The following is a 25,349-nucleotide window of genomic DNA, read 5'->3' as shown; positions in this document are numbered from 1 at the left end:
TTAACCGGCCCGTGGTCTAGTCACGGGCCTGTTCGGTGCTGGTTGATTGGATATTAGGCGCCCCTTTACGGGCTGAGGCGGCTTAGAAATGGCTTTGATCGTACAGAAATTTGGAGGCACCTCGGTCGGTTCTGTCGAAAGAATCGAGCAGGTGGCCGACAAGGTTAAGAAATTCCGCGATGCCGGCGACGACCTGGTGGTGGTGCTGTCGGCCATGAGCGGCGAGACCAATCGCCTGATCGATCTGGCCAAGGCAATCAGTGGCGATCAACAGCCGCTCCCGCGTGAGCTGGATGTGATCGTGTCCACCGGCGAGCAGGTGACCATCGCCTTGCTGGCCATGGCGCTGAACAAGCGCGGTGTGCCGGCGGTGTCCTACACTGGCAGCCAGGTGCGCATCCTGACCGACAGCGCGCACACCAAGGCGCGCATCCTGCAGATCGACGATCAGAAAATCCGTACGGATCTGAAAGCCGGTCGCGTGGTAGTTGTAGCGGGCTTCCAGGGCGTGGACGAGCAGGGCAACATCACCACCCTTGGGCGTGGCGGTTCGGACACCACCGGCGTGGCGCTGGCAGCGGCGCTGAAGGCCGATGAATGCCAAATCTACACCGATGTGGACGGCGTCTACACCACTGACCCGCGAGTGGTGTCCGTGGCTCAGCGCCTGGACAAGATCACCTTTGAAGAGATGCTGGAAATGGCCAGCCTCGGTTCCAAGGTGTTGCAGATCCGTGCGGTGGAATTCGCCGGCAAGTACAACGTTCCGCTGCGCGTATTGCACAGCTTCAAAGAGGGTCCGGGCACCCTCATTACTATTGATGAAGAGGAATCCATGGAACAGCCGATCATTTCCGGTATCGCTTTCAACCGTGATGAAGCCAAGCTGACTATCCGTGGCGTGCCAGACACCCCGGGCGTGGCCTTCAAGATTCTGGGCCCGATCAGCGGCGCGAACATTGAAGTCGACATGATCGTGCAGAACGTTTCGCACGATAACACCACCGATTTCACCTTCACCGTGCACCGCAACGAGTACGATGCGGCGGAGCGGATCCTGCAGAACACTGCGAAGGAGATCGGCGCTCGTGAAGTGGTCGGCGATACCAAGATCGCCAAGGTGTCGATCGTGGGTGTGGGCATGCGCTCTCACGCGGGCGTTGCCAGCCGCATGTTCGAAGCCCTGGCCAAGGAAAGCATCAACATCCAGATGATCTCCACGTCGGAAATCAAGGTCTCGGTGGTGATTGAAGAGAAATACCTGGAACTGGCTGTACGCGCTTTGCATACCGCTTTTGAGTTGGACGCTCCGGCCCGACAGGGCGAGTGATGCAGTGCCAGGAAGGCGCGGTTTACCGCGCCTTTCCTTTTTTTGTAGGACGCATGTTCTTTTGCGTGCGCTCGACAATACTTAGGCGGGTAGGGCTATGGCCTTTGGGTTGTAGGTCGAAGGCCTTTTTTTTGCAGACTGTTGTTCCTGAACTGAAATGCGTGAGGAGAAAGGTATGCTGATTCTGACTCGTCGTTGCGCAGAAAGCCTGATTATCGGTGATGGCGAAATCACCGTGACCGTGCTCGGCGTCAAAGGCAATCAAGTGCGTATCGGGGTTAACGCTCCGAAAGAGGTAGCGGTACACCGCGAGGAAATCTACCTGCGGATCAAGAAAGAGAAGGACGAAGAACCAAGCCTTTAATTTTTATCGTTTTTTATGTTTGCAAACGGGGATGAACGTGGTTAATATACGCCCCGTGTTGCGGAGAGCTGGCCGAGTGGCCGAAGGCGCTCCCCTGCTAAGGGAGTACACCTCAAAAGGGTGTCGGGGGTTCGAATCCCCCGTTCTCCGCCATTATTTGCTTAGTACGTTGCAATCTGGTTTTTTCGCTAAGTTGTTGAAAATTAACGAAAAAATAGCTTTACATAGAGATTGAACGGCCTATAATGCGCGGCAACAAATGCACTCGTAGCTCAGCTGGATAGAGTACTCGGCTACGAACCGAGCGGTCACAGGTTCGAATCCTGTCGAGTGCACCATTTAAGAGTCAGTTGCAGTAATGCAGGTGATTCGGTTACAACCAGTTGTGATCTGGTCTAAAAACACAATCTGCACTCGTAGCTCAGCTGGATAGAGTACTCGGCTACGAACCGAGCGGTCACAGGTTCGAATCCTGTCGAGTGCACCATACAAACAAAAAGCCCGCCTAGTGCGGGCTTTTTGCCGTCTGGGGTTTGTGTAGGATTTTTTCTTTTTCTCTCGCCTTCATGTGTTCTCCTTCTCCACTGCGTCGTCGCAGTTCATAGATGCAGCCAATGCTCAGCTTTGGCTCGCAAGCACTTGTTCTTTCCAGTTTTTTGACGTTTAAAGTGGCCGGGCGGTGTATCATTGCGCCCGTCAGCCCCGCCGGGGCTTGTGGAATACCTCCATGGACTTACCCAGTAGTTGCTCAGTACCCCGCTTTACCAATCATGAATTGACTGATTGATCCTTCCGGCGTGCCCCGCTGCTGGGAGTGGAGTTCGCCTATGACCGAAGTAGAAGTAAAGAAAACACAAGAAAGCCTGCAGGATCGCCTGGCTCAAGTCATCGAGCTGCTGCAGCGCCAGCGTGTGGTCGAAGACCTTACGCATCGCCAGGACGGCCCGAACAACAACCTGGTCGAAAACCTGGTTCACCGGCAAAACCTCGTTGAGCTGCAACGCAAGCTCGACGACCTGCACTCCGCCGACGTCGCCTACATTCTCGAAGCGTTGCCACTGGATGATCGACTGACCCTCTGGCAGTTGGTCAAGGCTGACCGCGACGGCGACATCCTGCTCGAAGTATCCGACTCGGTCCGTGAAACCCTGATCGCCGACATGGACGATCACGAGCTCCTGGCTGCGGCCAAGGAGATGGACGCCGACGAGCTGGCTGACCTGGCTCCCGAACTGCCCCGTGATGTTGTCCATGAGCTGATGGAGGCCCTCGACGGCCAGCAGCGTGAGCGTGTGCGCTCCGCGCTGTCCTACGACGAGGATCAGGTTGGCGCACTGATGGACTTCGAGATGGTCACCATCCGCGAAGACGTCAGTTTGGAAGTGGTCTTGCGTTACCTGCGTCGTCTCAAGGAATTGCCAGGCCATACCGACAAACTGTTTGTGGTCGACTATGAGGGCATTCTCAAGGGCGTGCTGCCGATCAAGCGCCTGCTGGTCAACGACCCTGAGAAAAAAGTGGCCGACGTCATGGCCAGTGATCCGGTGAGTTTTCACCCGGATGAAGACGCCTACGAGGCTGCCCAGGCGTTTGAGCGTTATGACTTGATCTCGGCGCCGGTGGTCGACAAGAACGGCAAGTTGATCGGCCGTTTGACCATCGATGAAATGGTCGACCTGATTCGTGAAGAGAGTGAGACCGAAGTCCTCAACATGGCGGGTCTGCGTGAAGAGGAAGACATCTTTGCCTCGGTCTGGCGGTCACTGCATAACCGTTGGGCGTGGCTGGCCGTTAACCTGATCACCGCTTTTATTGCGTCGCGGGTTATTGGCTTGTTCGAAGGTTCGATCGAGAAGCTGGTGGCGCTCGCTGCGCTGATGCCGATTGTGGCCGGGATCGGCGGCAACTCGGGTAACCAGACGATTACCATGATTGTGCGCGCCATGGCGCTGGACCAGGTCAGTACGGCGAACTCGTCGCGCCTGCTGCGTAAAGAGTTGGCGGTAGGTCTTATCAACGGCCTGGTGTGGGGCGGTGTGATTGGTGTGGTGGCCTACTTGCTGTATGGCAGTTGGTCGCTCGGTGTGGTGATGACCGCCGCCATGACCCTCAACCTGCTGCTGGCGGCTTTGATGGGGGTGTTGATCCCGATGACCCTGGCCCGTCTTGGGCGCGACCCGGCAATGGGTGCCAGCGTGATGATCACGGCCATGACCGACAGTGGTGGCTTCTTCATCTTCCTGGGCCTGGCAACGATCTTCCTGCTCTGATTCCACCCTGCGGGGGAAAATCTGCCCCCGCCTCAAATCTTCTTCCCGAATTTCGCGCAAAAAAAAGCCAGCACATGGCTGGCTTCGGCTTTCAGTTGTAGATCAATTGGCTTCTGCGGCCGCCTCAACGTCGTGCGCGATAAGCGAGACGAGAGCATTTTGCTGGCGGTGGGAGAGCTGACGAAAACGCTGCAGCAGTTCGCGTTCGTGCAGCGACAGCTCGGGGCTGTCCAGGCGCATGCTCAACTCTTCGCCCAGCGCACCTTCCTGAATGAGGCTTTGTTCCAGGCGCGCGATGATTTCGGAGTTCATGCTGCGGTGATGATTGCGAGCCACCTCGGCAATGCGTTCCCGCATTCCGTCTGGCAGACGTACGACGAACTTGTCAGCCGTACGGCTGGAATAAATTGCCTGTTTCAATGGGCGCATATATTTAACCGGTTAGTTCAGGGGAGCGGTTTTTGGAATTGGCCGCAAGATGTGTGTTAGGACAAGGCTTGCAGCCAAATGTTCAACCTGAATTGCAAAGAGGCCGCATCATGCCTCAGATTTGCCAGTTCCTTGGCGTCAATTCTGTGACAAATATTGAACTGCCTAAAGGCTTTATGCCAGCACTCATTTGCATTTTTGCGGACTGGTTGGAAAACTTTTCAACGCGTGAATCTGCGAAGGAACTTCTCGTAAGTCCAGGCCACCACAGGGTTTGAGGCCGCACATCCTATAGCAAAGTGGCCTTTTGCCCTTAAGTTTAAGACTAGTGGCAATTTGCCGATTAGCGAGGGGGAGGCGACATAAGGTAGGAGGGGAGTTAGCGCAGGACGGGGTCGAATTTGATGCGTCGACCCACGATCAGGGTGAGCAGCCATAGGCTGGCGAAGACGCCGCTGGCGATAAATGCAGTGGTTTGGCTGTCGTGGGATTCGGCATTCAGGCCCAGAATCCCTGTTATTGCGGTCAGGCACAAAAACAGCCAGGCAAATTTGTTCATCAAAGCTTCCTCAGAAAACCCAGTGTTCAGAGGCGGGTGCGGACTGAGTGTCTTGGGTCAGGCGCACGGGGGATTGTGCATTAGGTGTCATCACCGCCAGTTGCGGGCGTTGTTGCAGATGATGTGGCACAGCCTGGCTGATCTGCGCAGGGTCATTGCTGCCGGTCGATTGAAAGTGAAACATCAGTAATGCAGCCAGGGCTACGGTGTTGAGGGCTAACAGAAGGGCACTGTTCATGGTCATGTTCTCCGCTTAACGCCGTGGCTTGTTGGGTTTGTAGGAGAAGTATTGCAGGTGTCGTGCCAATCTATTACTTCAATAAAATCAAGTGCTTGAGTCTACTTTAAGCGACTGGAAGGTTGCAATTTGCAATGACGGCGTTTTGGGGGAGTGCATTTTGCACGATGGCCTCACAGGCCCGTGTTTGCGGGGTCAAGGCAGGATAAATAAGGCTGGCATCGACCTACACTCAAAAAGCCCACGGACGACATGACAAAACCCACCTCGGCCGTTAACATGCACGCCGTCCGTCGCCGCGCCTTTAGCGCTGCGGCTGTCATTTGTCCCAGTAGCTCAATTGGATAGAGCATCCCCCTCCTAAGGGGAAGGTTGGCCGTTCGAACCGGCCCTGGGACACCACATTCAAAGCCCCGCACAGTTCCGTCTGGCGGGGCTTTTTTGTGGGCGTTTTCCGAAGATGGGTCGAACCTTGCCGGGTTTATGGGTTCACAGCCCTGGCATCGTGTATTTATAGCAGTCCGTGTATCCCGCGAGCAGCCAGGCAGCGTCAGAGCCTTGAAGCAAAATAATCCCCGGAAACAGCGCATACCGCCTGTCCGGACCCGGCCACCCCGGACTATCATGCCGATAGCCCTGTCTCTCACCGCAAGGAGCCGCTCGGAACGCCGATGCGCCAGATCTGGAAATCTTTTCGAGCCCTTTATTTCGCCTCCTTGATGATGCTGATCGGCTCCGGCCTGCTCAGTACTTACCTGGCCCTGCGCCTGGCGGCCGATCATGTCGACAGCCTGTGGGTCGGTGCGTTGATGGCGGCCAACTATTTTGGCCTGGTACTGGGTGGCAAGATCGGGCATCGCCTGATTGCCCGGGTCGGGCATATCCGTGCCTATGCGACCTGCGCCGGGATCGTCGGTGCGGCGGTGTTGGGGCACGGTCTGATCGACTGGTTGCCGGCCTGGATCGTGCTGCGGATGATCGTGGGCCTTGGCATGATGTGCCAGTACATGGTCATCGAAAGCTGGCTCAATGAGCAGGCCGACGCCAAGCAGCGCGGCGTGGTGTTCAGCGGCTATATGATCGCGTCTTACCTGGGCCTGGTGCTCGGTCAGTTGATCCTGGTCATGCACCCTCAACTGGGGCTTGAGTTGCTGATGCTGGTCGCGCTGTGCTTTGCGCTGTGCCTGGTGCCGGTGGCCATGACGCGACGGATTCACCCGGCGCCTCTGCATCCTGCGCCGATGGAGCCGCGCTTCTTTATCAAGCGCGTGCCGCAGTCCTTGAGTACGGTGCTTGGGGCGGGGTTGATCGTTGGCTCGTTCTACGGTTTGGCACCGCTGTATGCCTCTCAGCAGGGCCTGACCACCGAGCAGGTGGGTCTGTTCATGGGCAGCTGTATTTTTGCCGGGCTGGTGGTGCAGTGGCCATTGGGCTGGCTGTCGGACCGCTATGATCGCGCGCTGCTGATCCGCTGCTTCGCGCTGTGCCTGGCAGTGGCAGCCTTGCCGTTGGCGATACTGACCCAGGTGCCGCTGGAAGTGTTGTTCGTGGCAGGTTTTGTCTGCTCCCTGGTGCAGTTCTGTCTGTATCCGCTGGCAGTGGCGTTCTCCAACGACCATGTGGAAGGTGATCGCCGTGTGTCGCTGACGGCCATGCTGCTGGTGACCTACGGCGTCGGCGCCAGTGTCGGGCCGTTGCTGGCGGGTGTGGTGATGAAGTTGTTCGGCAGCCACATGTTGTATGCGTTTTTCAGCTTGTGCGCGTTGATCCTGGTGTGGCGCATCCGGCCGAAAGCGGTGACCAACCTGCATCAAGTGGACGACGCACCACTGCACCATGTGGCAATGCCCGACAGTATGTCCAGTTCGCCGTTGGTCGCCGCACTTGATCCGCGGGTGGATGAGGCGGTGGTGCAGGAACAAATGCAAACCACGGCCCCGGAGCCTGAACCGCAAACGGAGCCAAGTCCGGAGGCAGAAGAACCGCCCTTCGTGGGGCCTCCTGAACCTGTGGGGCCAGACGAGCACCCTCACGACTTGAGCAGGGCACGCCCCTGAAAGCAAAAAACGGGCAGATCCCATCAGGATCTGCCCGTTTTTTTTTGCCGCGATCTTTAAGCTTTAAAAATCGTCGTCTTTGTCAAAGCGTCGTGCTTCGCGTTGCAACTGGTACACAAAGCGCTCGACCTGGCGCTGCACCAAGCCACTCATGTTGTGGAAGCGTACGCCGGCGAACGTGGTGTTGATCTTCTCTTCGAAGTGCAGGTAACGCAGTTCGACCGAGGTGGTCATGCTGCCAAAGGGCAGGGCGGCGATAAAACGGTCGTAGACCTGGCCCAGTTGCAGGCGCTCGGAGATATCCCCTTCAAAGCGCAGTTTGCAGCCGGTGGCGGAAATATCCAGCAGTTTGCCGCTGACGGGGGCTTTGAGCTTCTCGCCACCCAATTCAATATTGACCAGTTGGGCCAGCTTCAAAGCGGCGCGGAACGCATTGCGGCGCTGGTGGTAGACCACTTCGTCAGGCATGCCGCCGGTGTAGATGCGGTGACCGTCTTTTTCGCTGATGGTGTAAGTGCCGTTGCTTTCCCAGGCGACGCGCACGCCTTCATGAAAACCTTCGATACGAAACGGTTCGCCGCCTTCGAGGAAGCGCTCACCGTCGCGCGGGATCATTTCGTCCAGCGCCAGGGTCTTGCTGTCCCGGTCAACGTCCACCAGGTAGCTCTGGAAGCGCTGGCTGCGTTCGTGGAAGGTGATGATCAGCGGGTCATGGCTGTCTTGCAGCATCCGCAAGGTGCTGGCGATTTCCAGAGGCGTGGTGAGGACCTTGGGTGGCTGCGGGGCATCTTCCGCATTAAGGGCGTTGAACACGGTTCTTCCATCTCCAGACAAAATACGACTACACGCAAGAGCAGGCATTCTGCCAGTATGTGGCGCGCCTTGGATAGGTCGCGCTGTAAACCGGCGTCAGGCTTGGCTGCGGGTGCTTGGCTTGACCAGGCGCGAGGTGGAACCCTGAGCGTTGTAAAGCGCCGGAGGCTCTCCGCCGTGAAGTATACGCAACTGGTTGGCGGTCGTGGCTTGCTGAAGCTGGATCGACTGACCGTTGAGCAGGTTGGCTTCCTGGCACTGGCTGAGCAATTGATTGAGTTCGTTGCTCTGTGCCAGTAATTGATCGCCAACCGAAGAGTGGCTGGCCAGTTGCGCCAGGCCGTCATGGTCTGCCGGCAGGCCCAGGCTGGCGAGGATCTGGCTGCGTTTCTTGCCGTGCTGTTCCAGCAGGACAATCAACGACTGCTTGCGCGCCAGGATTTCTTCCAGCAGCGGCATGTCCCGGCCGTAGAGGGCCAGGGATTCTTCCCTGAGCAGCTCGAGCAGCTGTTGCGTCGGCGCAAGATCGTCAATGATCAGTTGAAGCAGATTTTCGTCGTGATGCATGGCTGGCCTTGGGGTTTAAGCGTCCAAAAGCCCGGCGCAGGCCTTAGCCTAGCGCTCGGCTTCGAAATTAAGCAGCTTGCTGGCTACACGGTTGCTGTCGACTTTATAGCTGCCATCGGCGATTGCCTGTTTCAATTCGGCCACACGGGCTTTATTGACCACCGGTTGATCGCGCAGCGAGTCAGTGACCTTCTGCAACTGTTGAGCCTCATTGCTCAGGTGTACGGATTCCCCGCTCTGGCTGGCGCTGGCCTGTTCTGCCTTGGCGGGCAGTGGCTGGGCCTTGGCTTCTACGCTGTCCTTGGTGACAGTGGCTCGCGTAGGGGCCGACGTGGTCGGGGTGTTATTTAAACGACTGAAATCGATGACCATGATCAAAAAACCTCTGGGTATTTGGACGCTTGCCATGTTTTCGGCCATACCCGGACAAACTTTAGGCTCGATTGACAATAAAACCTACAGGCCAGCATCCAACCGACAGTGTAGGAAAAGCGCGCGCCCGATACCAGTAATCTATAAAGCTACCTCCACCTGACCCGGTGCGGTGACCCGCGCCTTGATCACCCGGTTGGAGTTGAGGTTCTTGACGCGAATCTGTTCGCTCATACCGCCGTTGGACAACGCTTCCCCCGGCATTTTGACCTGCAACGCGCCGCTGCTGGCGGAAATCACTACCTGGTCGCCTTTGCGAATCACCTCCGCCTGCTCAAGATGCACCAAAGTAATGACCTGGTCGGTGACCACTGGTCGGGTCAATTTCTGCCCGACCGCCTGGTCGAGTGAGGTCAGGTAGCCTTGACTGATCATACTGATGTCGCGTTCGCGCAGCACAACGTCGTCGAAACCGATGATGCCGGTGCGTTTCAATGGCCGAGCAACCACTACCACATCGCGGAACAGCTTGACCTGCGCCGGCACGAACACGGTCCAGGGCGAGGCGCCGTCGCAGCGCACTTTGACCGTCACGCGGCCGATGGGCTGGGCGGGGCTTTCCAGGGTGGCTGTCAATTCCTTGTCGCACATGGGCATGCGCAACCGTGGGTCCAGCTGGTTGACCTGGATTTCATATCGCCCTGGCGTCTGGGTAGTCGCCAGATAATCTTCTACAGTGAACTCAAGAAAGCCTTGAGTGACGCCGATAAGTAGATCAGGCAAGGTGACGTTGTCTGCGCGGGCCGTGGCGCCCAGGTCCAAGGCGAGCAACGCCAGCGGTACGCAGAGCAAGCTGCGGTACCGTGTCAGGATGGGGCGTCGGGAAACTGTCGTTTTAATATCCATGACCAATAAATAGCAAAGGCCGTGCCGTTTAGAGTTGGGTGCGCGTCACTGCCCTTATAGGTATGGCCAAAGGTTTTAGCGTGGGAGTCAAGGCATGGCAGGAGTAATGGATTCAGTAAACCAGCGCACACAGCTGGTAGGGCAGAATCGCCTGGAGTTGTTGCTTTTTCGCCTGGATGGCAAGCAGTTGTATGGCATCAACGTGTTCAAGGTGCGGGAAGTGCTGCAATGTCCCAAGCTGACGATCATGCCCAAATCGAGCCCGGTGGTGTGTGGCGTCGCCAACATCCGTGGCGCGACGATCCCGATTCTTGACTTGGCCCTGGCCACCGGTTCGGCGGGTTTGCAGGACCGCGAAAACCCGTTCGTCATCATTACCGAGTACAACACCAAGACCCAGGGTTTCCTGGTGCGCTCGGTGGAACGCATCGTCAACATGAACTGGGAAGAGATTCATCCGCCGCCCAAGGGCACCGGTCGCGATCACTACCTCACGGCGGTGACGCGGGTCGATAACCAGTTGGTGGAAATCATCGACGTGGAGAAGATCCTTGCTGAAGTGGCGCCCACATCGGAGTCAATTTCCGTGGGGGTGGTGGACGCTGAAACCGCGCACAAGGCAATCTCCCTGCGTGTGTTGACGGTGGACGATTCCTCGGTGGCGCGTAAACAGGTAACCCGTTGCCTGCAAACCGTCGGTGTGGAAGTGGTGGCCCTCAACGATGGTCGCCAGGCGCTGGATTACCTGCGCAAGCTGGTGGATGACGGCAAGAGGCCGGAAGAAGAATTCTTGATGATGATCTCCGACATCGAGATGCCGGAAATGGACGGCTACACCCTCACGGCCGAGATACGCAACGATCCACGCATGCAAAAATTGCATATCATCCTGCATACTTCGTTGTCGGGTGTCTTCAACCAGGCGATGGTCAAGAAGGTCGGTGCCGATGACTTTTTGGCCAAATTCCGTCCTGATGACCTGGCATCCCGGGTAGTCGACCGGATCAAGGCAGCAGATCACGGCTAGGGGGATTTCCCCTGGCGGTCACACGATTTAAGAGGCGGTATCATTGTCTACGGGTAATTTGGATTTCGAACAGTTCCGGGTCTTCCTGGAAAAAGCCTGTGGCATATTGCTCGGTGAAAACAAGCAGTACCTGGTATCCAGCCGTCTCAACAAACTGATGGAGCAGCAGGGCATCAAGTCGTTGGGTGAGCTGGTCCAGCGCATCCAGGGGCAGCCGCGCAGCGGGCTTAAGGAGATGGTGGTCGATGCCATGACCACCAACGAAACCCTGTGGTTTCGCGACACCTACCCGTTTGAAGTGCTCAAGAGCAAAGTGCTGCCGGAGGCCATCAAGGCCAGCCCCGGCCAGCGCTTGCGCATCTGGTCGGCCGCCTGCTCTTCGGGGCAGGAGCCGTACTCGATTTCGATGTCCATCGATGAGTTCGAACGGACCAACATGAGCCAGTTGAAGGCGGGGGCGCAAATCGTCGCCACCGACCTGTCCGGCACCATGCTCACCAACTGCAAGACCGGCGAGTACGACAGCCTGGCCCTGGGCCGTGGTTTGTCCCAGGAGCGCTTGCAACGTTACTTCGACCCGAAAGGGGCAGGGCGTTGGGCGGTCAAGGCGCCGATCAAGAGCCGCGTGGAATTCCGCTCGTTCAACCTGCTCGACAGCTACGCCAGCCTGGGCAAGTTCGACATGGTGTTCTGCCGCAACGTGCTGATCTACTTCTCGGCCGAAGTGAAGAAAGACATCCTGCTGCGCATCCATGGCACGCTCAAGCGTGGCGGTTATCTTTTCCTCGGTGCTTCCGAAGCGCTGAACGGTCTGCCGGATCATTACCAGATGGTGCAGTGCAGTCCGGGGATCATCTACCAGGCCAAGTGATGCACGCTTGAACAAACAATGGGAGGCCCCACAAAGGCCTCCCATTTTTTTGGCCGCAAAGCGGCAAACGCCATTGCCGCTTTACTGGCACCACGCGGAAACCGCTTGCCGCTTTTCTGGCATTGCCGCCGGCAACCGCCCCCCCAAACCCTTGATATACGGGCCTTCGTAAGGTTGGCACACACCTTGCTATAACCCAGTTAACGAAAAGCAGGTCAGCCCTTAAAGGTTTCCGCCATGAGCATCAGCTTCGATAAAGCGCTCGGTATCCACGAACAAGCCCTGGGCTTCCGCGCCCAGCGTGCCGAAGTCCTGGCCAACAACATTGCCAACGCCGATACCCCGAACTACAAGGCTCGGGACCTGGACTTTTCCGCCGTGCTCGCCGCACAGCAGGACAAGACCAAGAACGGCACCTTCGCCTTGAACATGACCAACAGCCGTCATATCGAAGCGCAAGGCCTGAGCAATGGTGACGAGTCGTTGCTGTATCGCACGCCGATGCAGCCGTCGATCGACCAGAACACCGTCGACGCGCAGCTGGAGCAATCGGCCTACGCCGAGAACTCGGTGAACTTTCAAGCCAGCTTCACCCTGCTTAACAGCAAATTCAAAGGGCTGATGTCAGCCCTGCGTGGAGAGTAAGCCATGTCCCTGTCCAGTGTTTTCAATATTGCCGGCAGTGGCATGAGCGCGCAGACCACGCGTTTGAACACCGTCGCCAGTAACATCGCCAACGCCGAGACCGTGTCTTCGAGCATTGACCAGACCTACCGCGCCCGTCACCCGGTGTTCGCCACCATGTTCCAGGGCGGCCAGGCGGGCGGCAGCGATTCGTTGTTCCAGGACCAAGGTGCAGCAGGCTCCGGCGTGCAAGTGCTCGGCGTGGTCGAAGACCAAAGCAACCTTGAAGCCCGCTACGAACCCAACCATCCCGCCGCGAACGAAAAGGGTTATGTCTACTACCCGAACGTCAACGTGGTCGAGGAAATGGCCGACATGATTTCCGCCAGCCGCTCGTTCCAGACCAACGCGGAAATGATGAACACCGCCAAAACCATGATGCAGAAGGTCCTGACCCTGGGTCAGTGATAAGGGGCGCCAAATAATGGCCATTGTTGATACGAGTAACAACACGCCAGTCCAGGACCTTTTCAACTCCAAGGTCAAGACCGCGACAGACAACGCCAGCAGCCTGGGTGACGCTTCCAAGGCCGCGACCGGCAAACAGTCGCTGGGCAAGGATGCGTTCCTGCAACTGCTGGTTACCCAGTTGAAAAATCAGAACCCGCTGTCGCCGCAAGACAACGGCGCGTTCGTGGCCCAGCTGGCGCAGTTCAGCAGTCTGGAAGGCATCAACACCCTGAATGACTCGGTGAATGCGATCTCCAGCAACTTCAGCTCGTCGCAAGCGCTGCAGGCGTCGTCGCTGGTAGGGCGCTCGATCATCATCCAGACCGACAAGGCCATGGTGGATACCAGCAAGAGCATGACCGGTTCGGTGGATGTGAAAACGGCGACGGGCAACGTCACCATCAAGGTCACCGACAAAGACGGCAACCTGGTGCGCACCATCGAAATGGGCGCCCAGGCTGTCGGCAGCCAGAGCTTCATCTGGGATGGCAAGAACGACAAGGGCGAGGTCGCCCCGGCGGGCACCTACACCTTCAATGCCACCACCAAGAATGACAAGGGCGACGCCGTTGCCCTGACCACTTCGCTGCCAGCAACGGTAACGAGCGTGACCCTGAGCAAGACCGGCGGCGAAATGCTGCTGAACCTGGCTGGCGGCATGGGCAGCGTCAAGCTGTCGCAAATTCAGACTATCGGTACATAGAGCCGGCTAAATACGGCAGAGGGAGAGAAACATGTCTTTTAACATCGGCCTTAGCGGCCTCTATGCGGCCAACAAACAACTGGACGTGACCGGCAACAACATCGCCAACGTAGCGACCACTGGCTTCAAGTCGTCCCGTGCGGAATTCGCGGACATCTACGCCGCCTCCAAACTGGGCACCGGCCAGAACAGTATCGGCAACGGTGTGAACCTGGCGGCGGTGTCCCAGCAGTTCACCCAAGGTGACGTGAACGGCAGCGGCGGCATCCTGGACATGGCGATCCAGGGCGGCGGCTTCTTCGTGCAGAAGGGCAGCGACGGTTCGCTGGAGTACACCCGTAGTGGTGCCTTCCGTGCCGACAAAGATGGCTATATCACCAACAACACCGGCACTTCGCGCCTGCAAGGTTATGCCGCGGACGAGAACGGCAAGATCATCAAGGGCGGCCTGACCGACCTGCAACTGAACTTGGCGAATCTGCCGCCCAAGGCATCCACCAAAGTGGATTCCACCAGTAACCTGAACTCCTCGGAGCCGGTAATCGACCAAGTGGCGAAGCCGTTCAACCCGAACGACACCAGCACCTTCACCACCCAGTACAGCACCACCTTGTATGACTCTCAGGGCAATGCGCACCCGATGGTGCAGTACCTGGTGAAAACCGACGGCAACAAGTGGAATGCCTATACCCTGATTGACGGTCGCAACCCTGACGGTTCGCCACCTTTCGGTACCGGTGCGGATGTGAAGGCGCCGGTGCCGTCAACCTTGACCTTTGATGGGGCCGGCAAGCTCACCAGTGTCGTGACCGGTACTGTGTCGAATAAAACCCTGACCATTACCGGCTGGGTACCGGGTACCGTGACCGACGGTGTGTGGAAGAAAAATGGTGCTGATGCGAACCCCACCGGGATCGCCGTCAACATGGCCAACATTACCCAGTACAACTCGGCCACGTACCGCAACCCACCGGTCACCGATGGCTACGCCACCGGCCAGATCACCGGCCTGAAAATCGACGGCAGCGGTGTACTGTTCGCAACGTTCAGCAACCAGCAGAGCAAGGCCATTGGCCAGATCTCTCTGGCCAGCTTCAACAACGAACAAGGCCTGCAGCCCAACGGCGGTACTACCTGGAAAGAGACCTTCGCTTCGGGCCAGCCAGGTTATGACACCCCGCAAGCCGGCACCCTGGGGTCTATCGTGGCCAACTCCCTGGAGAACTCCAACGTCAACCTGACCAACGAGCTGGTGGACCTGATCAAGGCCCAGAGCAACTACCAGGCGAACGCCAAGACCATCTCCACCCAGAGCACCATCATGCAGACCATCATTCAGATGACGTAATGTCATTGGTCTGACGCTGGCGAAAGAAAACCCCTCAACGAGGGGTTTTTTTTGCGCGTTCATTTTATAGGCGCGACTTTTCGTACTGCCTGCGTCCCTACGAGACCACTCGTTTTTACTGGAACGGCCGACGCACTTTTCCCTACCAAGTACACCAACGGTGGCTTACGGGCGGGGGAAATTTATGCAATGGGCTCAACAGATATCAGGCCAAACGGCTCGGGTTTATTTTAGCGACAGAACCGCTGCTTTTCTTGCTGAAAACACCCAGGACAAAACCGATGGTGTTCAGAGCCTGGATGCCAATAAGGCGGTGGTATCCAATCTTCTGAAGGCATTGGAGGAGGCGCAGAAAACTGCCAAGAGCCAAACCGTCCAGGACTTGCGTGACAAGCTCAATGAGGTGCGCAAGAAACTCGGAGAGGAGAAGTTCAAGGCGATTATCGAGGCGTTAAAAAAAGACGCATCTGACAGTTGGCTCGCATTTTTGAAGGCGCTTTTTCCAGAGCTGTTTGCAGATGATGAATCGCCCTCTCCACCGGCCCCCCCAGACATTGGTGGCGGTGGAGGAGGTGGCGGTGGCGGACGTGGCCGCCGTGTGAACCCGGAGAATTTTGGCCCTTCCGAATCCATGAGCAACAAGCCCATCACTGAGGGGGCGAAGTACCATGATTACCAGCCCGATAAAAGTGTGCGTGGGAAAAAGCCGAATAACATTTGGAGTGGTTTCTCTCAAGGCTACGAAGGTAATTGCACGACGGTGTCTTCAATCAAGGCTGCCATGCAGCATTTCGGCCAGGACCCCAAAGATGTTTTCAAGAATGTCGAGTTGAAGGGCAATACCTATGAGGTGGAGATGCGTGATGGATTCAAACTCAAGCTGACCAAGGATGAGCTGCGCATGGCTGCGCGAGAGGCGCGCTTCAAGGGCGATGACCCGACCTTAATGACCAACGCCAACTTTATGTATGCGGCGAGTGCCAAGCGAGCGCAGATGGAAGGGAATAGTGGCTCTCCTGGCGAAAACGACAGAAATGCCACCAGAAGCTTCAAGGATGCGCTGATCAGCTTGAATGATGGCGAGCACTCCCGTGAAGGCTTGCACAGGCTTGGGCTGAAAGATCACTACAGGCCGGGCTTTCAAAGTGATTTTGCGCGGGGGATGGTGGGGACTTATGAAACGAATGCGCATTCCATGGCGGTGATTGGCAATCGTAAGGAGCTCTGGGGAGGGCGAGGCGGTGCGCCAGGACCAGGTATTTACACGGTGCTTTTCTAAGCGGCCATAAAAAAGCCGACAAACCCAATCATGCTCAGGTTTGTCGGCTTTTTTCAGTTCCGGATCATTGCGATCCGCAACCGCCTCAGCTTATTGGCAAGCTTCGCAATCCGGCTCATCGATCGCGCAGGCCTTTGGCACGGGGGCCGGGCCGGCTGGCGCTGCAAGCACCGAATCATCACCGTGGTTGCCGCCGCTGGAAACCGCGTTCAGCTTACCGGTGTTGATGGTCGACTTCTCGGTGCTGGTCGCGGCCAGGGCACGGAGGTAGTAAGTGGTTTTCAGGCCACGGTACCACGCCATGCGGTAGGTCACGTCAAGCTTCTTGCCCGAAGCGCCAGCGATGTACAGGTTCAGCGACTGGGCCTGGTCGATCCACTTCTGACGACGGCTGGCGGCGTCAACGATCCACTTGGTGTCCACTTCGAACGCCGTCGCGTAGAGCTCTTTGAGTTCTTGCGGGATGCGCTCGATCTGCTGCACGGAACCGTCGTAGTACTTCAGGTCGTTGATCATGACCGAGTCCCACAGGCCGCGGGCTTTCAGGTCGCGAACCAGGTACGGGTTGATCACGGTGAATTCGCCCGACAGGTTCGATTTCACATACAGATTCTGGTAAGTCGGTTCGATCGACTGCGATACGCCAGTGATGTTGGCGATGGTCGCGGTCGGCGCGATGGCCATGATGTTGGAGTTACGAATGCCTTTCTGCACACGGGCACGTACTGGCGCCCAGTCCAGGGATTCTTCCAGGTCAACGTCGATGTACTTCTGGCCACGTTGCTCGATCAGGATCTGTTGCGAATCCAGCGGCAGGATGCCTTTGGACCACAGCGAACCCTGGAACGTCTCGTAGGCGCCGCGCTCGTCGGCCAGGTCGCAGGAAGCCTGGATCGCGTAGTAGCTGACCGCTTCCATGGACTTGTCGGCGAACTCGACTGCAGCATCCGAACCGTAAGGAATGTGCTGCAGGTACAGCGCGTCCTGGAAGCCCATGATGCCCAAGCCGACCGGACGGTGCTTGAAGTTGGAGTTCTGCGCCTGTGGCACCGAGTAGTAGTTGATGTCGATCACGTTATCGAGCATGCGCACGGCGGTGTTGACGGTACGTTCCAGCTTGGCGGTGTCCAGCTTGCCGTTGACGATGTGGTTCGGCAGGTTGATCGAGCCCAGGTTGCAAACGGCGATCTCGTCCTTGTTGGTGTTCAAGGTGATCTCGGTGCACAGGTTCGAGCTGTGGACTACGCCCACGTGCTGCTGCGGGCTGCGCAGGTTGCACGGGTCTTTGAAGGTCAGCCATGGGTGGCCGGTTTCAAACAGCATGGACAGCATTTTGCGCCACAGGTCTTTGGCCTGGATGGTCTTGAACAGCTTGATCTTGCCAGGGTACTGAGCCAGGGCTTCGTAGTACTCGTAGCGCTCTTCGAAAGCCTTGCCGGTCAGGTCGTGCAGGTCCGGCACTTCGGAAGGCGAGAACAGGGTCCACTGGCCGTCGTCGAAGACACGCTTCATGAACAGGTCAGGGATCCAGTTGGCGGTGTTCATGTCGTGGGTACGACGACGGTCATCACCGGTGTTCTTGCGCAGCTCGATGAACTCTTCAATGTCCATGTGCCAGGTTTCCAGGTAGGCACAGACAGCGCCTTTGCGCTTGCCACCCTGGTTCACGGCGACGGCGGTGTCGTTCACCACTTTCAGGAACGGTACAACGCCCTGGGACTTGCCGTTGGTGCCCTTGATGTACGAACCCAGTGCACGCACCGGGGTCCAGTCGTTGCCCAGGCCGCCGGCGAATTTGGACAACATGGCGTTGTCGTGGATCGCGTGGTAGATGCCCGACAGGTCATCCGGCACGGTGGTCAGGTAGCAGCTGGACAGCTGTGGACGCAGGGTACCGGCGTTGAACAGGGTCGGGGTCGACGACATGTAGTCGAAGGACGACAACAGGTTGTAGAACTCGATGGCACGGTCTTCTTTCTGCTTCTCTTCGATTGCCAGGCCCATGGCCACGCGCATGAAGAACACTTGCGGCAGTTCGAAGCGGATACCGTCCTTGTGGATGAAGTAACGGTCGTACAGGGTTTGCAGGCCCAAGTAGGTGAACTGCTGGTCACGCTCGTGGTTGATCGCCTTGCCGAGTTTTTCCAGGTCGAAGGTGGCCAGGATCGGGTTCAGCAATTCGAATTCGATACCTTTCGCGATATAGGCAGGCAGCGCCTTGGCGTACAGGTCGGCCATTTCGTGGTGGGTGGCGCTGTCGGCGACTTTCAGGAAGCCCAGGCCTTCGGCGCGCAGGGTGTCCATCAGCAGGCGCGCGGTCACGAACGAGTAGTTCGGCTCGCGTTCAACCAGGGTACGGGCGGTCATCACCAGGGCGGTGTTGACGTCGGTCAGGGCCACGCCGTCGTACAGGTTCTTCAGGGTTTCGCGCTGGATCAGGTCACCGTCGACTTCTTCCAGGCCTTCGCAGGCCTCGGTGACGATGGTGTTCAGGCGACCCAGGTCCAACGGGGCAAACGTGCCGTCGGCCAGGGTGATGCGGATCGAAGGGTGAGCTTGTACCGCAGCTTCTTCAGCTGGGGTGCGTACAGCGCGTTCCTTGGAACGGGCGTCACGGTAGATCACGTAGTCGCGGGCAACTTTCTGTTCGCCGGCACGCATCAGGGCCAGTTCGACCTGGTCCTGGATTTCTTCGATGTGGATGGTGCCGCCCGAAGGCATGCGACGCTTGAAGGTCGCGGTGACTTGTTCGGTCAGGCGGGCAACGGTGTCGTGGATGCGCGACGAGGCGGCAGCGGTGCCGCCTTCAACTGCAAGAAACGCTTTGGTGATGGCGACGGTGATTTTGTCATCGGTGTAAGGAACGACAGTGCCGTTACGCTTGATCACACGCAATTGGCCGGGTGCAGTGGCGGACAGATCCAGGTTCGAATCGGCGGCCTGCGGCACGGAGCCTTGCGGGTTCTCGCGAGTTGTGTCGGTTTGCATGGGGGGTTGTCTCCACGTTCTATATTTGATTGCGAGTGCCAGGCTCTTCCTGCAACACCCGTACCGTTTTCCATATCGGGGATGGGAAACAGCTGCCATCCGCGTGAGCGGTTTGGTCTACTGAAAATCGGTTGGTTCCATGCTGCGCTAGCAATAAAACGCTTGAATTTCTTGCCACTTGTGTGGTTGGGCGCTTTCTTCGAAAACCCCACATGTAGGGTCTTCTCCAGTGCCGAGGTACAAGATAATGCGTTTTCGAGGGGTTAGCAACGCAGTAACCTGTGGATAACGCTGTGGGTAAAATGTGTAAGAAAGGTTGAATGGGTGTGTAGGCCGCACTGCTGCTGGATTACGCCGTTTGTCATTAAATGTTTCGGGCTTAAAACAACCTGCCCATTTTCGAAGGGCGCGAACCCTATCACAAAAAAACGCGATCACCGAATGGATTTCCCGGCTTGTGTTTGAGGGCTGGCCCATGGCTACAATCGGCCGCATCGGGCTGTGCAGTTACCCAGATCATGCCCGCCTTTTATGACAGACATTGAGGTCACCCGTGGAGCAAGAAGCCTGGCAGGTATTGATAGTCGAAGACGACCAGCGATTGGCCGAATTGACCCGTGAGTATCTGGAGAGCAACGGCCTGCGAGTGTCCGTGGAAGGCGATGGCGCCCTGGCCGCGGCGCGCATCATCGACGAACAGCCTGACCTGGTGATCCTCGACCTGATGCTGCCCGGTGAAGACGGCTTGAGCATCTGCCGCAAGGTGCGCGAGCGCTATGACGGCGTGATCCTGATGCTCACCGCACGCACCGATGACATGGACCAGGTGCTAGGCCTGGACATGGGCGCCGACGACTACGTGTGCAAGCCCGTGCGCCCGCGCCTGTTGCTGGCGCGCATCCAGGCCCTGCTGCGGCGCAGCGAACCGGCGGAACCGGCGGCCGTGGAGAACCAGCGTCGCCTGCAATTCGGCCCCTTGGTGGTGGACAACGCGCTGCGCGAAGCCTGGCTGAACAATGACGGTATCGAGCTGACCAGCGCCGAATTCGACTTGTTGTGGCTGCTGGTGGCCAATGCCGGGCGCATTTTGTCCCGCGAAGAAATCTTCATCGCCTTGCGCGGCATTGGCTACGACGGCCAGGACCGCTCCATCGACGTGCGTATCTCACGCATCCGCCCCAAGATAGGTGACGACCCGATCCATCCGCGCCTGATCAAGACCATTCGCAGCAAGGGCTACCTGTTCGTCCCTGAAGCTGCCGCCGACATGCCGCTGTGAACTCGATCTTCCTGCGCATCTACGGCGGCATGTGCGCGGCGCTGATCCTGGTGGCGCTGCTCGGCGTACTGGCCCTGCACCTGCTCAATGAAGTGCGCAGCGGCCAATACCGCGAGCGCCTGGCCCACGGCACCTTCGCCTTGATGGGCGACAACCTGCAGCCCATGAGCCCCATCGAACGCCAGCGCGCCTTGGCCGTGTGGGAGCGCTTGCTCGGCATTCCCTTGGAACTGCGCCCCCTGGCCGATGCGCAACTGGACTTGAGCCAGCGCAATCGCCTGCAACGCGGCCAAGTGTTGGTCGAGCAGACCGGGCCTCACGCCGCGCGGGTGCTGCGCCTGGTCAGTGATCAGTCGCAACTGGTGCTCACGGGCGAAGTGCAGCAGATCAGCGAACAGCTGGCGCGCGCGACCATCTACCTGCTCGCCGACGAACTGGTGCGCTTTCCGGTGGCTGAACAGCCGCAACGCCTGGCGGATATAAAAGACGCCAAAGGGTTTGGCTTCGACATGCACCTGATGGCCCTCGACCAGGCCGACATGGACGAAGACCAACGCCGCCGCGTCTCGGAAGGCGACACAGTGATGGCCCTGGGCAAGGGCGGCGATTCGATCCGCGTGTTCGCTGGCATGGTCGGCACGCCTTGGGTGCTGGAACTGGGGCCTTTGTATCAGATGAACCCTTACCCGCCGCAATGGCTGATCTTGATCGCGTTGATCGGCCTGACCCTGATCGGTTTGATCGTCTATCTATTGGTGCGTCAGCTTGAACGGCGGCTGCGCGGCCTGGAAGCCGCGGCCACCCGCATCGCCAAGGGCAACCTGGAAGTGCGTGTGCCGGCCCGTGGCGCTGACTCGGTGGGGCGTCTGGCCGCGGCGTTCAATGGCATGGCCGAGCACTTGCAGCAGTTGCTGGCGATCCAGCGTGAGCTGGTGCGCGCGGTGTCCCATGAACTGCGCACACCGGTGGCGCGCTTGCGGTTCGGCCTGGAGATGGTCGGCGATGCCACCACGGCCGAGGCGCGGCGTAAATACTTGGAAGGCATGGACAGCGATATCCAGGACCTCGATGGCCTGGTCGATGAAATGCTCACGTATGCGCGGCTGGAACAAGGCTCGCCGGAGCTGAATTTCCAGCGGGTCGACCTCGATGCGCTGCTCGATCAGGTGATAGGCGAATTATCGCCACTGCGTCCGCAGGTTAGGGTGAGCAGGGGCATTTGCCTGTCTTCGGCGCATTGGGAGGATGCGTGGGTGGATGCCGAGCCACGTTACCTGCACCGTGCGCTGCAGAATCTGGTGAGCAATGCCATGCGTCATGCCCAGGGTCAGGTGTTGATCAGTTATCAGGTGGGCCAGGTGCGCTGCCGTATCGACGTGGAGGATGACGGCCCTGGTGTGCCTGAGAGTGCCTGGGAGCGCATCTTCACGCCATTCTTGCGCCTGGACGACAGCCGCACCCGTGCCTCCGGCGGGCATGGGTTGGGGTTGTCGATCGTGCGGCGGATCATCTATTGGCACGGCGGACGGGCGCTGATTGGCAAGAGCAATAACCTGGGTGGGGCGTGCTTCAGCCTGAGTTGGCCGAGGGATCAGGAGAAAACCTAAGCCTTGATGGCCACCAGGCTCAATAGTTGCCCATCGTTCACCGAAAACTGCGCTGTCAGCTCTTTGCCATGGCACCACTCGCTGGACAGATCAGTCAGCAACCGCAGTCGCAATTGGCCCGAATCCGACCACTCCAGCATTTCGGCATGCTCAAAATAGAAACGCTTCTGCACAATCGGGTAGAGCGCCTTGAACAGGCTCTCCTTGGCCGAAAACGTCAATGTCACTAATTGTGCGATCTGCTCTCGCGGTAGCGTTGCCATACGTTGCAGTTCATCGGGCGTGAGGATTTCCCCAGCCAGCCGCTCCGCCCGTTCCAGGCTCAGCACGTTCTCCAAGTCCATCCCCAGCCCACGCCATTGCGCCTTGTGCGCGACAATCGCGGCGGCATGCCCAGTGCTGTGGGTGATGGAGCCACAGATATGCGCAGGCCACACCGGCGCACGGTCTTCACCGATTGCCGGGATGTAGTTCAGGTGATCGAGTTGTTGCAGGGCCGCGCGGGCACACACTCGACCGGCCAGGAATTCGGCCTGGCGCTTGGCCACCGAGCGCTGGATGCTGGCCGGTGGCGGTACGGCGCTACGTTGGAAATCGCCGGCCGTTAATAAGGCAGGGTCAAAGCGCGTGCTGAGAAACACCGTGCCTGGCAAGGGTTCGGGCAGCGGCCAATGGGCGTCGAGTGGGGTGCAGCAAGCGGGTAGGGAATTCATGGGCGGTATTTTGCCGAGTTGATGGGCAACAGGATAGCCCGCTGCGGTTCAGGTGAGGTTCAGAGCCTGTTCAGGGGGAGTTCAGGGGCGCCTGCGTAGTCTGGAACTCACACAAGGGCAGCAGCCAAACGCGTAGAGGTAACACCATGACCGTGATCAAACAGCTGATGTTGGCGTTAACCATGCTCAGTGCCACTGCCGGAGCCCAGGCAGGCGATCGTGCCTTTGCCGCGTTCGGCGGTGAGAAAACCAAGAAATCCAGCACTTTGATCCAGCGTGTCAGTTTCGAAGAATCTGCCAGCCAACCCACGCCCTGGGGCCAGTCCCTGGGCCTGGCAACCCCGCAGCCGGCCTATCGCGCCGGCTATGAACACCTGACCGGCCAGTTCAATGGCATTAAACTGCGCCCGCAAGACTTGCAGGGCCGCTATGATATCCCTCTGTCGGACAGTTGATTTGCTTTGGAGAGCCTTATGAAATTGCTGGTGGTGGAAGATGAGGCGCTGCTGCGTCATCACCTGTTGACCCGCCTGACCGACAGCGGGCATGTGGTCGAGGCCGTGGCCAATGCCGAAGAGGCCCTGTACCAGACTGGCCAGTTCAATCATGACCTGGCGATCATCGACCTGGGCCTGCCCGGCATGGGCGGCCTGGACCTGATCCGCCAACTGCGCACCCAGGCCAAGACCTTCCCGATCCTGATCCTCACTGCCCGTGGCAATTGGCAGGACAAGGTCGAAGGCCTGGCGGCCGGTGCCGACGACTACGTGGTCAAGCCGTTCCAGTTCGAAGAGCTGGAGGCGCGGATGAACGCTTTATTGCGCCGCTCCAGTGGCTTTACCCAGTCGACGATTGTCGCAGGCCCGCTGCTGCTGGACCTCAACCGCAAGCAGGCGTCCCTCGACGAACAGCCCCTGGCGCTGACGGCCTACGAATACCGAATCCTTGAGTACCTGATGCGCCACCACCAGCAAGTGGTGGCCAAGGACCGCTTGATGGAACAGCTCTATCCCGATGACGACGAGCGCGATCCGAATGTCATCGAAGTGCTGGTCGGCCGCCTGCGTCGCAAGCTGGAAGGCCCGGCCGGGTTCAAGCCAATCGACACGGTGCGTGGCCTGGGCTACCTGTTCAATGAGCGCTGCCGTTGATTCGCTCGTTACGCGTGCGCTTGATGCTGGCGGCCGCGACCCTGGCCGTGCTGTTCATGCTGGGCTTGTTGCCGGCCATGCAAGGGGCGTTCAGCCTGGCGTTGCAGGATTCCATCGAGCAACGCCTGGCGTCGGACGTCACCACGCTGATCTCTGCCGCGCGGGTCGAAAACAACCGCTTGCTGATGCCAGCGCAGTTGCCGGACGAACGCTTCAATCTCACCGACAGCCGCCTGCTCGGCTATATCTACGACCGTGAAGGCCACTTGGTGTGGCGTTCGCGGGCGACCAAGGAAGAAAATATCAACTACAAACCGCGCTACGACGGGCGCGGCAATGAATTTGCGCGGATTCGCGAGGCCAACGGTCAGGAGTTCTTTGTTTATGACGTGGAGGTCAGGCTGCTCGGCGGCAAGAGCGCGGCCTTCAGTATTGTCGCCCTGCAACCGGTGCGCGAATACCAACTGACCCTCGAAGGCCTGCGCGAAAACCTCTACCTGGGCTTTGGCGCCGCGTTGCTGGTGCTGCTGACCTTGCTCTGGCTGGGGCTGACCTGGGGGTTGCAAGCCCTGCGGCGGTTGAGCCAGGAGCTTGACCAGATCGAAGGCGGGACTCGCGAAAGCCTGTCCGAACAACACCCTCGCGAACTGCTGCGCCTTACCGGCTCCCTCAACCGCTTGCTGCACAGCGAACGTGAGCAACGGGCGCGTTACCGCGATTCCCTCGACGACCTGGCCCACAGCCTGAAAACCCCACTCGCCGTACTGCAAGGTGTGAGCGAAGACATGGCCCAGCGCCCGGAAGACCGCGACCAGGCCTGGGTGCTGCAATCGCAGATCGAGCGCATGAGCCAGCAGATCAGCTACCAGTTGCAACGTGCCAGCCTGCGTAAAAGTGGCTTGGTGCGGCACCAGGTGCGCTTGGAGCCGGTGCTGCAAAGCCTGTGCGATACGCTGGACAAGGTTTACCGCGACAAGCGTGTCACCGTGTCCTTTGAACTACCGGAAGAGTGCGACGTGCCGATCGAGAAGGGCGCCTTGCTGGAGTTGCTCGGCAACCTGCTGGAAAACGCCTACCGCCTGTGTTTGGGCGAAGTGCGCATCAGCTTCGTGGAAAACCTCGAAGGCAGTGAGCTGTGTATTGAAGACGATGGCCCAGGCGTGCCGCCGGATCAGCGGGCAAGGATTCTGCAGCGGGGCGAGCGGCTTGATCGCCAGCATCCGGGGCAAGGTATTGGGTTGGCGGTGGTCAAGGACATCATTGAAAGCTATGGCGCGCGGCTGACCTTGGGTGATTCGCCGTTGGGCGGCGCTGCGTTCAAGATCCACTTCCCCGCCGTTTGAT

25 protein-coding genes and 4 tRNA genes are annotated in these 25,349 nt (G+C 58.6%); 20 read left to right on the top strand and 9 right to left on the bottom strand.

The annotated features are described in order from the left end of the window. The first annotated feature begins 88 nt into the window (after positions 1–88). The 6 genes from OZ428_RS26090 to mgtE all read left to right on the top strand — a co-directional run bounded on the left by OZ428_RS26090 (position 89) and on the right by mgtE (position 3,964). Positions 89–1,330, top strand: coding sequence for an aspartate kinase (locus OZ428_RS26090; RefSeq protein WP_010208327.1), 1,242 nt, complete (start codon positions 89–91; stop codon positions 1,328–1,330). Positions 1,331–1,505: 175 nt separating this feature from the next. Next, complete coding sequence (csrA, locus tag OZ428_RS26085; RefSeq protein WP_003175645.1) at positions 1,506–1,694, top strand: carbon storage regulator CsrA; 189 nt, start codon at positions 1,506–1,508, stop codon at positions 1,692–1,694. A 62-nt stretch (positions 1,695–1,756) separates the two neighbouring features. Beyond that, positions 1,757–1,847, top strand: a tRNA-Ser gene (locus tag OZ428_RS26080). Positions 1,848–1,955: 108 nt separating this feature from the next. Further along, positions 1,956–2,032, top strand: a tRNA-Arg gene (locus OZ428_RS26075). Positions 2,033–2,104: 72 nt separating this feature from the next. Next, positions 2,105–2,181, top strand: a tRNA-Arg gene (locus OZ428_RS26070). A 340-nt stretch (positions 2,182–2,521) separates the two neighbouring features. Further along, on the top strand, positions 2,522–3,964 hold the full coding sequence (mgtE, locus tag OZ428_RS26065) for a magnesium transporter (RefSeq protein WP_033901295.1): 1,443 nt from the start codon (positions 2,522–2,524) through the stop codon (positions 3,962–3,964). 102 nt (positions 3,965–4,066) lie between these two features. Here mgtE and OZ428_RS26060 read toward each other — a convergent pair whose 3' ends face one another. The 3 genes from OZ428_RS26060 to OZ428_RS26050 all read right to left on the bottom strand — a co-directional run bounded on the left by OZ428_RS26060 (position 4,067) and on the right by OZ428_RS26050 (position 5,190). After that, a complete protein-coding gene (locus OZ428_RS26060; RefSeq protein ID WP_003193592.1) occupies positions 4,067–4,393 on the bottom strand; it encodes an Arc family DNA-binding protein in 327 nt (108 codons plus the stop codon). A gap of 379 nt (positions 4,394–4,772) precedes the next feature. Next, complete coding sequence (locus OZ428_RS26055) at positions 4,773–4,952, bottom strand: PA3371 family protein (RefSeq protein WP_269131776.1); 180 nt, start codon at positions 4,950–4,952, stop codon at positions 4,773–4,775. A 10-nt stretch (positions 4,953–4,962) separates the two neighbouring features. Next, positions 4,963–5,190, bottom strand: coding sequence for a hypothetical protein (locus OZ428_RS26050; RefSeq protein WP_033901293.1), 228 nt, complete (start codon positions 5,188–5,190; stop codon positions 4,963–4,965). Positions 5,191–5,515: 325 nt separating this feature from the next. Between OZ428_RS26050 and OZ428_RS26045 the strand changes: the two genes are divergently transcribed. Together OZ428_RS26045 and OZ428_RS26040 are read left to right on the top strand one after the other, a co-directional pair. Then, a tRNA-Arg gene (locus OZ428_RS26045) sits at positions 5,516–5,592 on the top strand. A gap of 269 nt (positions 5,593–5,861) precedes the next feature. Beyond that, positions 5,862–7,247, top strand: a complete 1,386-nt coding sequence (locus OZ428_RS26040) for an MFS transporter (RefSeq protein WP_269131775.1) — start codon at positions 5,862–5,864, stop codon at positions 7,245–7,247. A 63-nt stretch (positions 7,248–7,310) separates the two neighbouring features. Here the strand turns inward: OZ428_RS26040 and OZ428_RS26035 are convergent, their stop codons facing one another. The 4 genes from OZ428_RS26035 to flgA form a co-directional block, all read right to left on the bottom strand. Continuing rightward, complete coding sequence (locus OZ428_RS26035) at positions 7,311–8,060, bottom strand: flagellar brake protein (RefSeq protein WP_033901291.1); 750 nt, start codon at positions 8,058–8,060, stop codon at positions 7,311–7,313. Positions 8,061–8,156: 96 nt separating this feature from the next. Next, entirely contained in the window at positions 8,157–8,627 is a 471-nt protein-coding gene (locus OZ428_RS26030; protein ID WP_033901290.1) for a flagella synthesis protein FlgN, read from the bottom strand. A 48-nt stretch (positions 8,628–8,675) separates the two neighbouring features. Beyond that, complete coding sequence (gene flgM / locus OZ428_RS26025) at positions 8,676–8,999, bottom strand: flagellar biosynthesis anti-sigma factor FlgM (RefSeq protein WP_033901289.1); 324 nt, start codon at positions 8,997–8,999, stop codon at positions 8,676–8,678. A gap of 141 nt (positions 9,000–9,140) precedes the next feature. Beyond that, a complete protein-coding gene (flgA, locus tag OZ428_RS26020) occupies positions 9,141–9,905 on the bottom strand; it encodes a flagellar basal body P-ring formation chaperone FlgA (RefSeq protein WP_269131774.1) in 765 nt (254 codons plus the stop codon). Between the two features lie 94 nt (positions 9,906–9,999). Between flgA and OZ428_RS26015 the strand changes: the two genes are divergently transcribed. The 7 genes from OZ428_RS26015 (at position 10,000) to OZ428_RS25985 (ending at position 16,267) form a co-directional block, all read left to right on the top strand. Further along, complete coding sequence (locus tag OZ428_RS26015; RefSeq protein WP_269131773.1) at positions 10,000–10,932, top strand: chemotaxis protein CheV; 933 nt, start codon at positions 10,000–10,002, stop codon at positions 10,930–10,932. A gap of 43 nt (positions 10,933–10,975) precedes the next feature. Next, the gene (gene cheR / locus OZ428_RS26010) at positions 10,976–11,803 is read left to right on the top strand and encodes a protein-glutamate O-methyltransferase CheR (protein ID WP_269131772.1); all 828 of its coding nucleotides are present in this window, start codon (positions 10,976–10,978) and stop codon (positions 11,801–11,803) included. 237 nt (positions 11,804–12,040) lie between these two features. Further along, the gene (gene flgB, locus OZ428_RS26005; RefSeq protein WP_010208346.1) at positions 12,041–12,448 is read left to right on the top strand and encodes a flagellar basal body rod protein FlgB; all 408 of its coding nucleotides are present in this window, start codon (positions 12,041–12,043) and stop codon (positions 12,446–12,448) included. Positions 12,449–12,451: 3 nt separating this feature from the next. Then, positions 12,452–12,895, top strand: coding sequence for a flagellar basal body rod protein FlgC (flgC, locus tag OZ428_RS26000; RefSeq protein WP_010208347.1), 444 nt, complete (start codon positions 12,452–12,454; stop codon positions 12,893–12,895). Positions 12,896–12,911: 16 nt separating this feature from the next. Further along, positions 12,912–13,640, top strand: coding sequence for a flagellar hook assembly protein FlgD (flgD, locus tag OZ428_RS25995; RefSeq protein WP_269131771.1), 729 nt, complete (start codon positions 12,912–12,914; stop codon positions 13,638–13,640). Positions 13,641–13,671: 31 nt separating this feature from the next. Continuing rightward, complete coding sequence (gene flgE, locus OZ428_RS25990) at positions 13,672–14,988, top strand: flagellar hook protein FlgE (RefSeq protein ID WP_033901284.1); 1,317 nt, start codon at positions 13,672–13,674, stop codon at positions 14,986–14,988. 184 nt (positions 14,989–15,172) lie between these two features. Then, positions 15,173–16,267 (top strand): hypothetical protein, encoded by a 1,095-nt coding sequence (locus tag OZ428_RS25985; protein ID WP_269131770.1) that lies wholly within the window; start codon positions 15,173–15,175, stop codon positions 16,265–16,267. A gap of 90 nt (positions 16,268–16,357) precedes the next feature. On the opposite strand, the gene OZ428_RS25980 is transcribed toward OZ428_RS25985, so the two are convergent. Next, a complete protein-coding gene (locus OZ428_RS25980) occupies positions 16,358–19,255 on the bottom strand; it encodes a ribonucleoside-diphosphate reductase subunit alpha (RefSeq protein WP_033901283.1) in 2,898 nt (965 codons plus the stop codon). 553 nt (positions 19,256–19,808) lie between these two features. Between OZ428_RS25980 and OZ428_RS25975 the strand changes: the two genes are divergently transcribed. Continuing rightward, entirely contained in the window at positions 19,809–20,534 is a 726-nt protein-coding gene (locus tag OZ428_RS25975; RefSeq protein ID WP_269131769.1) for a response regulator, read from the top strand. After that, a complete protein-coding gene (locus tag OZ428_RS25970; protein ID WP_269131768.1) occupies positions 20,531–22,141 on the top strand; it encodes an ATP-binding protein in 1,611 nt (536 codons plus the stop codon). The genes OZ428_RS25975 and OZ428_RS25970 overlap by 4 nt, the downstream gene beginning before the upstream one ends. On the opposite strand, the gene OZ428_RS25965 is transcribed toward OZ428_RS25970, so the two are convergent. Next, on the bottom strand, positions 22,138–22,854 hold the full coding sequence (locus OZ428_RS25965) for a 4'-phosphopantetheinyl transferase family protein (protein ID WP_269131767.1): 717 nt from the start codon (positions 22,852–22,854) through the stop codon (positions 22,138–22,140). The two genes, OZ428_RS25970 and OZ428_RS25965, sit on opposite strands and share 4 nt — an antisense overlap. A gap of 146 nt (positions 22,855–23,000) precedes the next feature. Here OZ428_RS25965 and OZ428_RS25960 point away from each other — a divergent pair, with 146 nt between their 5' ends. From OZ428_RS25960 to OZ428_RS25950, 3 genes are read left to right on the top strand one after another with little or no spacing between them, the layout of a single operon-like run. Continuing rightward, on the top strand, positions 23,001–23,309 hold the full coding sequence (locus OZ428_RS25960) for a hypothetical protein (RefSeq protein ID WP_016979766.1): 309 nt from the start codon (positions 23,001–23,003) through the stop codon (positions 23,307–23,309). Positions 23,310–23,327: 18 nt separating this feature from the next. Continuing rightward, entirely contained in the window at positions 23,328–24,005 is a 678-nt protein-coding gene (locus tag OZ428_RS25955; protein ID WP_016973689.1) for a response regulator transcription factor, read from the top strand. Continuing rightward, a complete protein-coding gene (locus OZ428_RS25950; RefSeq protein ID WP_061449297.1) occupies positions 24,002–25,348 on the top strand; it encodes an ATP-binding protein in 1,347 nt (448 codons plus the stop codon). The genes OZ428_RS25955 and OZ428_RS25950 overlap by 4 nt, the downstream gene beginning before the upstream one ends. Position 25,349 lies beyond the last annotated feature (1 nt).

The organism is Pseudomonas sp. GXZC (assembly GCF_026967615.1).
Lineage (GTDB): Bacteria > Pseudomonadota > Gammaproteobacteria > Pseudomonadales > Pseudomonadaceae > Aquipseudomonas > Aquipseudomonas azotoformans_A.
Note: the sequence above shows the minus strand (reverse complement) of the source record. Positions and strands in the feature narration are given on the sequence as shown.